The following is a 13,661-nucleotide window of genomic DNA, read 5'->3' as shown; positions in this document are numbered from 1 at the left end:
TTGGAGCCCCCCAGCACGAGGGTGGCACAGCCGGGCGCTTTGCAACAGGCCTGCCGCCGCGTTTACGGCATCGCGGCACCGCGGGCGGTGGACCACAGCGTGTACCACTCGATCCGGGTCATCGAGGCCGCCACGTCCGCGGCTCCGGCGCAGGCAGCAATCCGCTCCGGCCGGGAGCTGCCCACCACCGGGGAGATCCGTGCCGGGTGCTTCATGAGCCAGCCGAGGAGCACCGCTTCGGGCGTCGTGCCTTTCTCTTCGGCGAGCCGGGCCAGCAGCTCCTCCGTCGTGCTTTCATCCGGCGAGGCCGCAGCGGAGGGCGCACCCGTGTACCGGCCCTGGGCGAGGGAACCGTAGGCCTGCAGCTCGATCCCCTTGCGGATGCAGTGCTCGATGGTGCCGTGCGGGAAGCCGGCGTCGAAGCCTTCCTGCCGGTTTACCAGCACCGAGCTTTCCAGCCAGGCGGCCTTGTGCAGGCTCATTTCCAGCTGGTTTGCCATGATCGGCGTCTCCAGCGCGTCCTGCAGGTAGTCGATCTGGGCCGCGGCCATGTTGGACACGCCAAGCGCCCGCACCTTGCCTTCGGCCATGAGCTGCCCGACGGCGGCCGCCACCTCGGACGGTTCCAGCAGCGGATCGGGGCGGTGCAGGAGCAGGATGTCCAGGTAGTCGGTACGCAGCCGCCGCAGGCTGGCGGTGACGCGTTCCAGGATGGCTTCGCGGCTGAGGTCGTAGTGCCCCGGCACCCCGCCTTCGGCCAGGCTGATCCCGCACTTTCCCTGCAGCTGGATCTGTTCGCGCAGCCCGGGGCTCGCGGCGAGCACCTCGCCGAAGACGGCTTCGGCCTTCCCGCGGGTGTAGATATCGGCGTGGTCAAACAAGGTGATGCCGATGCCGCGGGCGGCCTCGATCGCCGCGGCGGCCTTGTCCACGTCCGCCGGGCTGTAGTCCGGGCTGTCCCAGTCCCCGCCCAGCCCCATGCAGCCGTAGATGAGGCGGTTGTTACCCGTGCGGCCGTCACTCTGTGCAGTCATTCTGCAACCCTTTCACGCTGAATCTATTCACAAAGAAACGGCGCCCCGCACGCGGAAGGTGCGGGGCGCCGTCGTAATCAAGACAGGAGGCTAGCCGAACAGCCACGCGGTGGTGGCGCCCGGAAGCTTGCCGCCTTCCAGTGCCGAGCTGCTGACGACCACGGTCCCTTCCGGGAGCTCCACGGCCTCCGTGCCGAAATTGGTCACCGACTGCCAGCCGTTGGGGCGGCGGAAATGCAGCACCTCGGGATTGGCGTTGGGGATCCACTCGAGGCGTTCTTCGGACTGCAGGTCCGAGCGCAGGGCGAGCGCCTTGCGGTACAGCTCCAAGGTGGAACCCTCGACGCCGTCCTGCACGTCCGCGGCGAACGCGGCGAACCATTCGGGCTGGGGCAGATGGGAACCGGCTTCGCCGAAGCCGAAGGACGGGCCCTCGGCGGTCCAAGGCAGCGGCACGCGGCAGCCGTCGCGGCCGATCTCCACGCCCTTGTTCCGGAAGAAGGAGGGGTCCTGGCGCTCGGAGTCCGGGATCTCGTTGCCCACTTCCTGCAGGCCGAGTTCCTCGCCTTGGTACAGGTACGCCGAACCGGGCAGGGCGAACATCAGCAGCGACGCGGCGCGGGCACGGCGCAGGCCGAGCTCCACGTCCACGTCTTCCTGCCGGCCGCCCTCGAGCAGCCACTTCTTGCCGGCCTGGCCGGCCATGATCTCTTCCTCGTCACCCTCGGCGGGCGCGCTGGCCGGAAGGCCGTAACGGGTGGCGTGGCGGACGACGTCGTGGTTCGAGAAGACCCAGGTGGAGGACGCACCGGAAGCGGCCGCCTCGGCCAGGTTCTTGGTGACGATCTTCCGGAACTGGGCGGCGTCGAAATCGGCCTGCAGGAGGTCGAAGTTGAAGGCCTGGCCCAGTCCTTCCGGGCTGGCGTAGCGGGCACGGCGGTCCGCGTGCACCCAGGCCTCGGCGACAGCGGTGCGCGGCGGGTTGTACTCGTTGAAGACCTTGCGCCACTCGGCGTAGATCTCGTGGACCTCGTCGCGGTCCCAGTACGGGTGGGAGCCGTCGACGAAACCGTCGCTGCCGTGGGCCCTGGCCTTGAGGTCGGCCTTGGTGGGCAGGGTTCCCTCAAGGTTCTTCGTCAGGGCGTGGGCCACGTCGATGCGGAAGCCGTCTACGCCGCGGTCGGACCAGAAGCGCAGGGTCTTCAGGAAGTCCTCGCGGACTTCCGGGTTGTCCCAGTTAAAGTCCGGCTGTTCCTTGGCGAAGATGTGCATGTACCACTGGCCGGGGGTGCCATCGGGTTCGGTGATGCGTTCCCAGGCCGGGCCGCCGAACACGGAGTCCCAGTCCGACGGAGGGATCTCGCCGTTCTCGCCCAGGCCGTCGCGGAAGATGTAGCGTTCGCGGGCGGCGGAGCCCTTCGGGGACGCCAGGGCTTCCTTGAACCATTCGTGGCGGTCCGAGGAGTGGTTGGGCACGATGTCCACGATCAGCTTGATGCCGGCGTCGTGCAGGGCGGCGGCCATGGCGTCGAAGTCCTCGAGGGTGCCGAGCCGGGGGTCCACGTTGCGGTAGTCGTCCACGTCGTAGCCGCCGTCCGCCAGGGCCGAGGGGTAAAACGGGCTCAGCCAGACGGCCTCGATGCCCAGGGCCTTCAGGTACGGCACCTTGCTGGTGATGCCCTTGATGTCGCCCAGGCCGTCACCGTTGGAGTCGGAGAAGCTCCGGGGGTAGATCTGGTAGACGGAAGCCTGGCGCCACCAGTTGGGGTCGGCCATGCGTTCGGCGTCGGTACGGTTTGCCTTGGTGGCGATGGTGCTCACAACACTCCTTTTATTTAGAATCTAAATTATCTCCCCATCCAGTATGTGACCTCATCCGTCCGGAGGTCAACAGGGGTGCGGGGATTTCAGCGCAGCGGGCAGGAAGCCGCCGGGCGGCAGGCTTTTGCGCCACGAAACATCCCCCGAATTCACCACCGGTTGGGGCCGGCGGGAAGGACGACGGCGGCGGGAACCCGCCGTCGTCCTTCCTGTTGAAGCGGGGACTGTTGGGGCTTGGAGCCGGACTAGGACTTCGAACCGGTCTAGGACTTTGAGCCGGTCTAGGACTTTGAGCCGGACAGGGCGATTCCGTCCACGATCTGGCGTTGGGCCACGGCAAAGATGATCAGCAACGGCGCCGCGACGAGCGTGGTGGCGGACATCAGGGCGGTCCAGTCGGCGCCGTACTGTCCTTTGAACTGGTTCACCAGCAGCGGCAGCGTGAAGTTTGCATCGCTGTTAAGGAAGATCAACGGGCCGAAGAAGTTGTTCCACTGGCCAAGGAACGTGAAGATGCCGAGGGCCGTGAGCGGAGTACGCAGCAGCGGCAGGATCATCGTGGTGAAGATCCGGAACTTGCTGGCACCGTCCAGTTCGGCTGCCTCTTCAAGCTCGCGTGGAATGCCCTTGATGTATTGGCGCATGAGGAACACGCCGAAGGCACTGAACAGGGACGACGGAATGATCAGGGAAAGCGGCGTATCGATCCAGCCAAGCCATCCCATGATGATGTAGAGCGGAATGATGGTCAGCTGGCCGGGGACCATCATGGTGGCCAGGAACACCATGAACAAGGTCCTGCTGCCCCGGAAGTCGATCCTGGCAAAAGCGTAGGCAGCCATGGCGCTGGTCAGCAGGGACAGGGCGGTAACGGTGACCGCGATGTAGGTGCTGTTCCAGAATCCGCGGACGAAGTCCGCACCCTCGAAGGCCTTTTGGTAGCCCTCGGTGGTCCAGTTCTCCGGCAACAAAGCAGGAGGCTGACGGAAAATCTCATCGAGCGGTTTGAATGACGAGAACATCATCCACAGGAACGGCAGCGCCATCAGCACGGCGCACACGACCAAGGCGAAGTGCAATGCGAGCTTCGCGGGACGAACCGGGCGGCGACGCAGCTGAGTTTCCGGGGAACGGGTGGCGGTATCGGTGAAGGCGCTCATTCTGCGTAGTGAACCCATCTCTTCTGGGCGGCCATCTGGAGTCCGGTGACGCCGAGGAGCACCAGGAACAGGAGGAAGGCCAGGGCGGACGCGGCTCCGAAGTTGAATTCGCGGAATGCCATCTGGACGATCTCGTAGACGATGGTGCGGGCTTCGTCGGGCGCGTTGGTGTCCATGAAGACGTAGATGTAGTCGAACACCTGGAAGGAACCGATGATCGAGGTGATGGAGAGGAACAGGATGGTGGGCGAGAGCAGCGGCACGGTCACGTGCCGGAGTTTCTGCCATGCCGAGCATCCGTCCAGCTCCGCAGCCTCCAGGTAGGAGGCACCGATGCTCTGCAGACCGGCCATGAACATGACCAACTGATACCCCAGGCCTTGCCAGATCCCCACAATCGCGAAGGAAGGGATGATGAAGGAAGGATCCTGAAGCCAGTTGGGCGCCGGAAGTCCGATGGCCTTGAGGGCGGTGTTCACAGGGCTAATGTCCGGGTTGAACAGGTAGAGCCAGATGGTGGCGACCGCCACCGAGGAGGTCACCACCGGGGCAACGAAGCCCAGCCGGTACACCGACGTCATCTTCCCGGCCTTCTGCATGAACAGGGCGAAAAGGAACGCGGTGACCATGACGCCCGGTACCTGCAGGACAGTGAACCACACGGTGTTGATGGCCGAGCGCTGGATGCGCGGATTGTCGAAAAGCTCGGTGAAGTTGGAGAGGCCAGCGAAGGTCGCGGTTCCGAAGCCGTCCCAGTGGCTGAACGCGAGGTACAGGGCGAAGCCCAGCGGGCCCAGCATGAAAACGATCAGCCCGAAAAGCTGGGGCGAAAGGAAGATGACGGCGGCGATGGTGTCCTTGCGGCGGCGCCGGGATACCTTGCGCCACGGCCGGCTTGGCGCCGTGCGGGCACTGGGCCTGACCTGTGTGTCGATTGCCATGGTGCTAGCCGTTCACCAATTTGGTGACGGCCTGGCTGAACGACGCCGCCGTCGTCGAGGGGTCCTTGAAAAGCTTGTCCACGAGGACCGGGAGGTCGGTGGCCGTCTTAGGGTTCGAAACGAAGGCGTTCGGGATGGCGTACCCCTTGGCGACGGCGTCATTGAACCACTTGGCGTGCGCAGGGACACCGCCTTCGGTGGCGATCTCGTCAAGGCCCGTGATCGACGGGACGGCGTTGCCGCCGCCGGACAGCCGGAACTTCTGCCCGTCCTTGGAAACGTAGTTGCCGATCAGTTCCAGCGCCTTCTCGCGGTTCTTGGCTTTGGCGTTCAGGGCGATCGCAGCCGTCGCCACGGGCACTGGCATGATGTCCTTGCCCGTGGGCGAGGGCAGCGGGGCGATGTCATAGCCGAACTTCACGGACTTCAGGGTCGGCAGCGCCCAGCGGCCAACATTGTTGAACGCGAGCTGCCCGGCGAGGAACAGGGCATCCCCGCTCTGGCCCTTCGGCAGCGAACCCGCATAGGTGATGTTGCCGGACTTGAACTGCTCCAGCAGCCAACCCAGGCCCTCTTGTGCCTTCGGGTCGTCGGCGAACACAATTTTGCCCGCTTCGTCCTGGAGCTTGCCGCCGAACGCGGTGATGGACCACACCCAGTTGAACCACCAGTTGGCCAGGATCAGGCCCTTCTTCCCCGAAGCCCTGACTTTCTCCAGCACAGCGGTGAGCGCGTCGAAGTCCCACGACCCTGCGTCGAAGAGCTGGGACGGATCCTGGGAAAGGCCTGCCGAGGAAAGCACGTCCTTGTTGAACCACAGGACTGAGGGGTTGCAGTCCACCGGGAGGCCGTAGAGGCCTGTGCCGTCGGCTGCCTTGCACCACTGGTAGAGGCCCTCAGGGAACTCCTTGAGCGTCACCGGAGACTTGTCGCTGCCGATGTAGTCGCTCAGATCCGCGATCTGCTTCGCCTGGATGAACTTGGCCATCATGCCGTCACCGACGTAGAACGCGTCGGGAGCGGCCCCGCCGGAAAGCTGGGAAAGCAGCTTCGCTTCGTAGTCGCCGACGACCGCCTGGAAATTGACCTTCGCGCTGATCTTCTTGGACAGTTCCTCGGCGAACTTCTTGTAGCGCTCCCCCTCGCCCGGGTTTGCCCAGGCTCCCCATGTCACGCTGCCGCCGCCGGAGGGTCCGCCGGAACCGGATCCACCGCCGCACGCCGCGAGGGCCGGCGCGGCAGCCAAGCCCAGGGCACCGAAGATGCCGGTGCGCAAAACTGCCCGGCGGTCAACCGGACGGGAGAAGAGGGAGTCAGACATCGACGTCGTTCCTTTCAGCAAAGCGGGGACCGGCGATGGTCCCCGCCGAAGTTTAGATAGGAGTTAAATTTATAACCCATCGATAGTCTGCGGTGAGCTGCGCCACACAGTCAAGGACCTATGGCAAATATGTCCAAAACTAAATTTATGAACTAAATTTAGAGAGGGCGGCCTGTCGTTTCGGAGGACGGTCCTGGAGGATTGGGGAGGTTTGGCGATGGTTGAAACTGCACCGTCGACACAGCTGGTGCGCAGGGTGAATGCGAGCGCGATGCTCAAGGCAATGCGCGGGGCAGGTATCGTGACCGGCACCGACCTCATGGCCGCCACCGGGCTATCCCGCGCCACGGTCATCTCCATCTGCGATGAGCTCGTCCGGCTCGGCTGGCTGCAGGAGCTGGAAAACCAGCGGGGGGCCGGAGATTACGTCAAGGGCAGGCCGGCGCGGCGGTTCATGTTCGACGACCGCGCGGCCAGCGTGCTCGGCATCGACATCGGCGCCAACAAAGTCACCGCCATCGTGGCCGATATGGTCGGTACTGCCTTGTCCCAGGTCACCCTGCCGTTCCGGGCGTATATCGTGCCCGCCGCCGAGCGGGCCGATGCCCTGGACCGGATCGCGGCGGAGGCCTTGGAACAGGCCGGCATTTCAGCGGACTCGGTCCTCGCAGTCTCCGTGGGAGTCGCCGCGCCGGTCAGCCGCGACGGCGAAGTCCTCACCGCACAGGAATTCTGGCGATCCTTCGATGTCCGCCGGACGGTCTCCGAGCGGCACGGCTGGCACGTACTTCTGGAGAACGATGCCAACCTCGCCACCCTCGCCGAGCGCTGGCAGGGCACAGCCCGCGGCGTTGACAACCTCGTCGTCATGCTTGCGGGCGACCGCCTTGGTTCCGGGGTCCTCGAATCCGGCCGCCTGCTCCACGGCCAGCTGGGCGGCTTCGGCGAGCTCGGGTACTTGGACAACGTTTCCGGCGTCGGCGACACCCGCGGCATTGCGCATTACGCTGCGCAGTGGGGGCAGGAGGCCCTTGCGGCCCATCCACGGTCCCGGCTGCACAAGCTCTGTGGCGGCGTTCCGTCTGCGCTCACGGCAGAGATGGTCTTCGCGGCGGCGGCGGACGGCGACAAGCCCGCCAAGGAGGTTCTCGAACGCCTTGCGCACCGGATGGCCCGGGTGATCGGCTCCCTGAGCACCCTGGTGAATCCCGAACTCGTGGTGCTCGCGGGGGCCGTGGCGGAATCCGCCCGCGCGCTCATCCCGGCCATCAACAAGGAGCTGCCGGACTTCACCCACACGCCGCCCCGGCTTGAAACCTCTTCCCTGGGCGACGGGATCGTGTCCATCGGCGCCGTCCGGCACGCCCTGGACTATGTCGAGGAAAACGCCCTGGACGTCTATCCGGCGTCGCTGCCGACGCACAGCGACGCCTCCTGACGGGCCGGTTGCAGTTCCTACTCCGGCATCGCCATGGTGCGCAGGTCCAGCTGCCGCAGCACACGGTCGGCGACCTCGGGGTCGGTGCCCGGCTCGCCGCGCGCGGTGACCACTTCCTGCCGGGCGGCGTCGAGCGCGATCGTCTGGACGGTGATGGCCAGCTCCCGTCCGCGCCGGCGCTTCTCCGCCAGGCTCTCGTTCTTGAGGGTGCCGTCCAGCAGTTCGGCGTGCAGCCGGGCCATCTTCTGCTTCACGAGCGCCACCTTGTCCGCCGGGAGCTCCTTCATGAGTTCGTGGTCCTTGAGCGCGGCGATGGCGGCCTTCTGTGCGCGGCTGGCCAGCAGCTTGGCGGCATGCTCCTCGTGCGATCCGTCCTCGGCCGCCTTGAGCACGCGCATGAGCCACGGAAGGGTCAGGCCCGGCAGCACCAGGGTGGCCAGCAGCACCGCGCAGGCGATCACGAGGATTTCGTGGCGGGCCGGGAAGTCGGCGCCGTCTGAGATCGTCAGCGGGAGCGCCAGGGCGAGGGCCAGGGTGGCCAGGCCACGCATGCCGCACCAGGTGAGAATCAACACCTCCTTGAATGAGGTGGGCTGGAGCGCGCCTTTGCGGCGTGCGGAGAGCGCCAGCAGGCCGAGCCAGCCGAAGCGCACCGCGAACACCAGGACGCAGACCATGGCGGCCATGCCGACCATGCCAAACACCGCCGTCCCTTCGTCCCGGATCACATGCCGGATCTCCAGGCCCACCAGGCCGAAGGCGAGGCCGGTGGCCAGCAGCTCCACCACGTCCCAGAAGGCCGTGCGGGTGACCCGTTCGGCGGCATCCTGCGGGCGGGCGTGGCGCTGGGTTTCCAGGGCGGTGACGACGACGGCGATCACACCGGAGGCGTGCACCTCTTCGGCGAGGATGTAGGCGGCAAAGGGAATCACCAAGGTGATGGCGCTGCGGGCCACCATCGAAGTGACGAGTTTGTTGATGAGCTTGCCGAAGCAGCCCATGGCAATGCCCACAAGAACTGCCAGGGCAGCGCCGAGGACGAACTCGAACACGATATTGGGGCCAAGGCGCGTCCCGGCGACGGTGGCAGCCACCGCGGCCTGGAAGATCACGATGGCAGCGGCATCGTTGAAGAGGCCTTCGCTCTGCAGCACGGTGATGAGCCGGCGGGGCATGTGCACCCGTCCCGCCACGGACTCCACCGCCACCGGGTCCGGCGGCGCCACCATGGCGCCCAGGGCGATCGCGGCGGGGATGCCGATGCCCGGGATCATGAGCCAGGCAGCCCCGGCGACGACCGCCGTCGAGACCACTACCAGGGCCACTGCCATGAGCAGCAGCGTCCGCCAGCGAACCCTGAAGACCGCCCAGGAGCTCTTCTGGGCTGTCGCGAACAGCAGGGGCGGCAGGAAGATCGGCAGGATCAGTTCGGGATCGATCTCAAGCTCGGGGAAGCCCGGGATGAAGGTCAGGGCCACCGCGATCAGCAGCATCAGGACTGGGTACGGCAGGCGCAGCCTGTCCCCCAGGCCCACGGCCGCCACTGTGGCGAGCAGCAGTCCGATGATGAGTGCGAGCTGGTCCATGCGTCAGTTGTCCCCCGTCAGGGCCTCCACGACGTCCCTGGCTCCGTCACGGAACTCGATGGTCCGTCCGATGGTCTCCGGCAGTTCCAGCACGGCAGCAGCCACCAGGGCGGTGTTGGACCGTGACGTTCCGGTGCCGGTGGAGGGATCCGCCGGGTTGACGTCGATCAGGCCCGTGGCGGGCTCGTTGTTCAGGGTGCCCGGGCCCAGGATGGTCCAGTCGAGCTTGCTGCCGCGCAGGTACTCGTCGGCCGCCGCCTTGGCCTCGGCGTAGGGGAAGAAGCTGTGGTTCTCCGGAATGCCGTGGCCCGGCCCTGCGCCGAAGTAGGACACCATCACGTAGCGTTTCACCCCGGCCCGCGCCGCAGCGTCCATCGAGCGGATGGCGGCGTCGCGGTCCACGGCGTAGGTGCGTGCCGGATTGCCGCCGCCGGCCCCGGCCGACCAGACCACGGCGTCGCTGCCAGCAAGCGCGGCGGCGATCTCCGCCGTCGTGGAATGCTCGACGTCGAGGATCACCGGAGAGGCTCCGCTCGCGGTGACGTCGGCGGCGTGGCCGGGGTTTCGGATGAGGGACGTGACGGCATGGCCTTCGTCGCTGAGGATGCGGGCAAGGTGAAGGGCCACTTTGCCGTGGCCGCCGATGATCGTGATCCGTGGCATTTACCCATTCAAGCAGGTGCAAAACAAAAGACCCCGCAGACCGTAATCTGCGGGGTCTTGCCCTGTAGCGGTGGGGAGGCTCGATCTCCCGACCTCACGATTATGAGTCGTGCGCTCTAACCAACTGAGCTACACCGCCACGAATGAGAAAACCTGTGCCAAGCCGGTCAAAACCGCCTTGACACAGGCTCTCATTCAGAGCCCCCTGCCGGAATCGATCCGGCGACCTCGTTCTTACCAAGAACGCGCTCTACCACTGAGCTAAGGGGGCAACGAGTAAGTACTCTACCGGAGGTTCGCCCCTGACACCAAATCGGCGCTGAAGGGGGCAAATACCGGCCCCGACACAATTTGCGAAGCGCTCCGGACGGTGTTCCGCAGGCCCCGGAAACGGTGCGGAAGCGCCGCCGTCGGGCAGCCTTCGCGGGGCGGTTCGACACGCAAAGTCCGGCGCCTCTGTCCCTGCCGTTAAACGGCCGAAGGGCCGGCAAAAGCCGGCCCTTCGGGGTGCGGGTAGCAGTGGTCTTTACCACTTGCCCTTGCGGTTGAAATCACGGTGTCCGCCTTCGCCGCCGTGGCGGGGCTTGCGGGCGCCGTTGCCGTGGCCGCCGAAGCGGGAGTCGCTGGCCTGGCCGCGGTCGCGGTCACCGTAGCTGCGCTCGGAACGCTCGCTGTAGGAACGGCCGCCGCGGTCCGCGGAGGAACGCTCGCCGTCGTTCTTGCGGAACTCCTTCTTGAAGCCGCCGTTGCCCTTAAAGTTGCCTCCACGGTCGCCGCCGCCACGGTTGCCCTGGTAACCGCCGCGGTCACCGGACGGCCGGCGGCCGTTGTCCAGCTCAAGGTGGATCAGCTCGCCGCCGATCCGGGTGCGGGACAGGGCGCGCAGCTGCTCGGGGCTCAGGTTCGCCGGGAGCTCCACGAGGGAGTGGTCCGAGCGGATGTCGATACCGCCGATCTGTGCGGAGGAGATGCCGCCCTCGTTGGCGATGGCACCCACGATGGAACCCGGCATGACGCGCTGGCGGCGTCCGACGGCGATCCGGTACGTGGCGTTGCCTTCGGTCAGCGGGCGGGTCGGGCCACGGGAGCCGAAGCCGTCCTTGGAGCGCTCGCGCTTCTGGAATTCCGGTGCGGCCGGCAGTTCCTTGACCAGGAGCGGCTGCCCGCCCTGGGCCATGACGGCCAGTGCTGCGGCGATCTCCGCGGCCGGAACGTTGTGCTCTTCCTCGTAGGAGGCGATGAGGTCGCGGAACAGTGCCACGTCCTCGGACTCGAGGGTTTCGGTGATGCGTTCGGCGAACTTGCCCAGGCGCAGCGAGTTGACGGTCTCCGCGGTGGGCAGGTGCATCTGCTCCACGCTCTGGCGGGTGGCCTTCTCGATGGCGCGCAGCAGGTACTTCTCACGCGGGGTCATGAACAGGATCGCGTCACCGGTACGGCCTGCACGGCCGGTGCGGCCGATACGGTGCACGTAGGACTCGGTGTCGTGCGGGATGTCGTAGTTGACCACGTGGCTGATGCGCTCCACGTCGAGGCCGCGGGCGGCGACGTCGGTGGCCACCAGGATGTCGATGCGGCCTTCCTTCAGCGCGTCAACAGTGCGTTCACGCTGCTGCTGCGGGATGTCGCCGTTGATGGCGGCGGCCTGGAAGCCGCGGGCCTTCAGCTTGTCCGCGAGGTCCTCGGTGGCCATCTTGGTGCGTACGAAGGCGATGACGCCGTCGAACTCTTCCACCTCGAGGATGCGGGTCATGGCATCGAGCTTGTGCGGGCCCATGACCTGCACGTAGCGCTGGCGGATGTTGGTGCCCGTGGAGGTCTTGGACTTCACGGAGATCTCGGCCGGGTTGTTCAGGTACTGCTTGGACATACGGCGGATCTGGCTCGGCATGGTGGCCGAGAACAGGGCAACCTGGCGGGATTCCGGGGTCTCCTGGAAGATCTGCTCGACGTCGTCCGCGAAGCCCATGCGCAGCATCTCGTCGGCTTCGTCCAGCACCAGGTACTGGAGTTCGGAGAGGTCCAGGGAACCCTTGGCGATGTGGTCGATCACACGGCCGGGCGTACCGACGACGACCTGGGCACCGCGGCGCAAACCGGCAAGCTGCGGGCCGTAGGCGGAACCGCCGTAGACGGGGAGGACGGTGAAGTCTTCCATGTGCTTGGCGTAGGAGGTGAAAGCCTCGGCGACCTGCAGGGCCAGCTCACGGGTCGGAGCGAGGACCAGCGCCTGGGTCTTGCGGGAGGGGCCATTGAGGTCGTGCAGTTCGGCCAGGCGGGACAGGGCCGGCACGGCGAACGCGGCGGTCTTGCCGGTACCGGTCTGGGCGAGGCCCACGACGTCGCGGCCCTCGAGCAGCAGCGGAATGGTGGCCGCCTGGATGGGGGACGGCTTCTCGTAGCCGACGTCCTGCAGGGCGGCGAGCACACGGCCGTCAAGGCCAAGGTCGGTGAAGCGGACGCCTTCGTCTTCGTCCTCCGCGGGGGCGGGGGCCGAGGCGGAAGCGGCGGATTCCGCAGGTGCCTCGGCAGCTTCGGCTGCTTCCGCGGCGGGAGCCTCAGGCGCGGTTGCTGCAGTCTCCGCGGTTTCGACGTCGAGCGTTTCGTTCGGGTTTTCGGGCATTGGGGAAGATTTCCTCATCCATAGGTGGCCAGTCGGCGCGGCCCGGTTGGGCTTGGCCGCAGTACTCGTCGCACACGGCTGAACCTGGGCCCGGCCGTACGCAAAGAAGTCCGGCGCTTCGCAACCCCATGGCAGGACTTCGCGCTGTATCTCTTGGCTGCTATCCCAGCAGTCTGTACAGCGTTTTCTTCGCCCGGCTCTCCCTATGAAAATGCCCGCATCAATTCCGCGGGCCCCAACACTGACCAGTCCTGCCTCAAAAATTGGGCAGGAAAAAGGGATTTCCGGAGTGGGGGATAGTTCAATTGTAGGGCACAACGCAATGCGCCGCGGACACAGGGGTCGACGGCGGCGGTGACCTTGCCCACAAAGCCGGCCACAAGGCGGTTCGGGCGGGCCGTGTCAGCCAGTGACGCCGGCCCGGCGCAGGACCTTCTCGAACTCGTCGTGGTACTCGGGCTGCAGCCGGATCTCCCCGTCTGCCTCGGCATCAAGGAGGGTCTGGACGTCCTCCACGGTGGGATCGCTGAACCACTTCCCCACCGTGATGCCGTGCTTCGGCACGAAGAGGCGGTGGATGTGGTCGCCCGCGGAGATGCTCCCCGTCTTCACCACACGCAAGTAGCAGCCGACCTTCCCGGCCTCGGTGAAGCGCTTGACCCACTGCGGCTCGTCCATGACGCGCTGGAACGTGGCACAGGGAACGCGCGGCGAGGTCACTTCGACCTCCACGTCCAGGCCGATCTTCCAGCGTTCGCCGATCACTGCGCCCGTGGTGTCGATGCCGCGCACGCGCAGGTTCTCGCCGAAGATGCCCGGCGGCAGTTCGCGTTCGAGCCGGGCAACCCAGAAATCGGCGTCCTCCTGCGAGTAGGCGTAGAGGGCCTGGTCCTCCCCGCCGTGGTGCACCCGGCTGGCCTGGACGTCGCCGTGCACGCCGAGCTTGTGGACCTTGACGGGTCCTTCCACGGGGCGTTTGTCGATGGCGGTGACGCCAACACTGCCTTCCGGGTCGGCCAGAAGCTGGTGCACCCGGCAGACTGCGATCAACGTTGCGGTGTCCATGGCAACAAG

10 protein-coding genes and 2 tRNA genes are annotated in these 13,661 nt (G+C 66.3%); 1 reads left to right on the top strand and 11 read right to left on the bottom strand.

What is annotated here, in order from left to right:
• Positions 1–62: 62 nt before the first annotated feature.
• The 5 genes from DWV11_RS17945 to DWV11_RS17925 all read right to left on the bottom strand — a co-directional run bounded on the left by DWV11_RS17945 (position 63) and on the right by DWV11_RS17925 (position 6,277).
• The gene (locus tag DWV11_RS17945) at positions 63–1,034 is read right to left on the bottom strand and encodes an aldo/keto reductase (RefSeq protein ID WP_115790281.1); all 972 of its coding nucleotides are present in this window, start codon (positions 1,032–1,034) and stop codon (positions 63–65) included.
• Between the two features lie 90 nt (positions 1,035–1,124).
• Entirely contained in the window at positions 1,125–2,855 is a 1,731-nt protein-coding gene (locus tag DWV11_RS17940) for a glycoside hydrolase family 13 protein (RefSeq protein WP_115790280.1), read from the bottom strand.
• Positions 2,856–3,136: 281 nt separating this feature from the next.
• On the bottom strand, positions 3,137–4,015 hold the full coding sequence (locus DWV11_RS17935; protein ID WP_115790279.1) for a carbohydrate ABC transporter permease: 879 nt from the start codon (positions 4,013–4,015) through the stop codon (positions 3,137–3,139).
• Positions 4,012–4,956, bottom strand: coding sequence for a carbohydrate ABC transporter permease (locus tag DWV11_RS17930; RefSeq protein WP_115790278.1), 945 nt, complete (start codon positions 4,954–4,956; stop codon positions 4,012–4,014). Before DWV11_RS17930 ends, DWV11_RS17935 begins: the two co-directional genes overlap by 4 nt.
• Positions 4,957–4,960: 4 nt before the next feature.
• Positions 4,961–6,277 (bottom strand): ABC transporter substrate-binding protein, encoded by a 1,317-nt coding sequence (locus tag DWV11_RS17925; protein ID WP_115790277.1) that lies wholly within the window; start codon positions 6,275–6,277, stop codon positions 4,961–4,963.
• Positions 6,278–6,494: 217 nt separating this feature from the next.
• Here DWV11_RS17925 and DWV11_RS17920 point away from each other — a divergent pair, with 217 nt between their 5' ends.
• Positions 6,495–7,715, top strand: a complete 1,221-nt coding sequence (locus tag DWV11_RS17920) for an ROK family protein (protein ID WP_115790276.1) — start codon at positions 6,495–6,497, stop codon at positions 7,713–7,715.
• Positions 7,716–7,732: 17 nt separating this feature from the next.
• Here the strand turns inward: DWV11_RS17920 and DWV11_RS17915 are convergent, their stop codons facing one another.
• From DWV11_RS17915 to DWV11_RS17890, 6 genes are all read right to left on the bottom strand, one after another.
• Positions 7,733–9,301, bottom strand: coding sequence for a Na+/H+ antiporter (locus tag DWV11_RS17915; RefSeq protein ID WP_115790275.1), 1,569 nt, complete (start codon positions 9,299–9,301; stop codon positions 7,733–7,735).
• 3 nt (positions 9,302–9,304) lie between these two features.
• Positions 9,305–9,964 carry an SDR family oxidoreductase gene (locus DWV11_RS17910; protein WP_115790274.1) on the bottom strand — a complete coding sequence of 220 codons (660 nt, stop codon included), beginning with the start codon at positions 9,962–9,964 and terminating at the stop codon, positions 9,305–9,307.
• Positions 9,965–10,029: 65 nt separating this feature from the next.
• A tRNA-Met gene (locus tag DWV11_RS17905) sits at positions 10,030–10,103 on the bottom strand.
• 60 nt (positions 10,104–10,163) lie between these two features.
• A tRNA-Thr gene (locus DWV11_RS17900) sits at positions 10,164–10,235 on the bottom strand.
• A gap of 255 nt (positions 10,236–10,490) precedes the next feature.
• On the bottom strand, positions 10,491–12,587 hold the full coding sequence (locus DWV11_RS17895; protein ID WP_115790273.1) for a DEAD/DEAH box helicase: 2,097 nt from the start codon (positions 12,585–12,587) through the stop codon (positions 10,491–10,493).
• A 402-nt stretch (positions 12,588–12,989) separates the two neighbouring features.
• On the bottom strand, positions 12,990–13,652 hold the full coding sequence (locus DWV11_RS17890; protein WP_115790272.1) for an MOSC domain-containing protein: 663 nt from the start codon (positions 13,650–13,652) through the stop codon (positions 12,990–12,992).
• Between the last annotated feature and the right edge of the window lie 9 nt (positions 13,653–13,661).

The sequence above is a fragment of the Arthrobacter silvisoli genome, from assembly GCF_003369445.1.
GTDB classification, from domain to species: Bacteria; Actinomycetota; Actinomycetes; order Actinomycetales; family Micrococcaceae; genus Arthrobacter; species Arthrobacter silvisoli.
This window is presented reverse-complemented; position numbering and strand designations above follow the sequence as displayed.

What these genes read in the sequence shown, in the direction of transcription:
- DWV11_RS17945 (WP_115790281.1), bottom strand. Translation starts at nt 1,034, where the DNA reads ATGACTGCACAGAGTGACGGCCGCACGGGTAACAACCGCCTCATCTAC.
- DWV11_RS17935 (WP_115790279.1), bottom strand. Translation starts at nt 4,015, where the DNA reads ATGAGCGCCTTCACCGATACCGCCACCCGTTCCCCGGAAACTCAGCTG.
- DWV11_RS17930 (WP_115790278.1), bottom strand. Translation starts at nt 4,956, where the DNA reads ATGGCAATCGACACACAGGTCAGGCCCAGTGCCCGCACGGCGCCAAGC.
- DWV11_RS17925 (WP_115790277.1), bottom strand. Translation starts at nt 6,277, where the DNA reads ATGTCTGACTCCCTCTTCTCCCGTCCGGTTGACCGCCGGGCAGTTTTG.
- DWV11_RS17920 (WP_115790276.1), top strand. Translation starts at nt 6,495, where the DNA reads ATGGTTGAAACTGCACCGTCGACACAGCTGGTGCGCAGGGTGAATGCG.
- DWV11_RS17915 (WP_115790275.1), bottom strand. Translation starts at nt 9,301, where the DNA reads ATGGACCAGCTCGCACTCATCATCGGACTGCTGCTCGCCACAGTGGCG.
- DWV11_RS17910 (WP_115790274.1), bottom strand. Translation starts at nt 9,964, where the DNA reads ATGCCACGGATCACGATCATCGGCGGCCACGGCAAAGTGGCCCTTCAC.
- DWV11_RS17895 (WP_115790273.1), bottom strand. Translation starts at nt 12,587, where the DNA reads ATGCCCGAAAACCCGAACGAAACGCTCGACGTCGAAACCGCGGAGACT.
- DWV11_RS17890 (WP_115790272.1), bottom strand. Translation starts at nt 13,652, where the DNA reads ATGGACACCGCAACGTTGATCGCAGTCTGCCGGGTGCACCAGCTTCTG.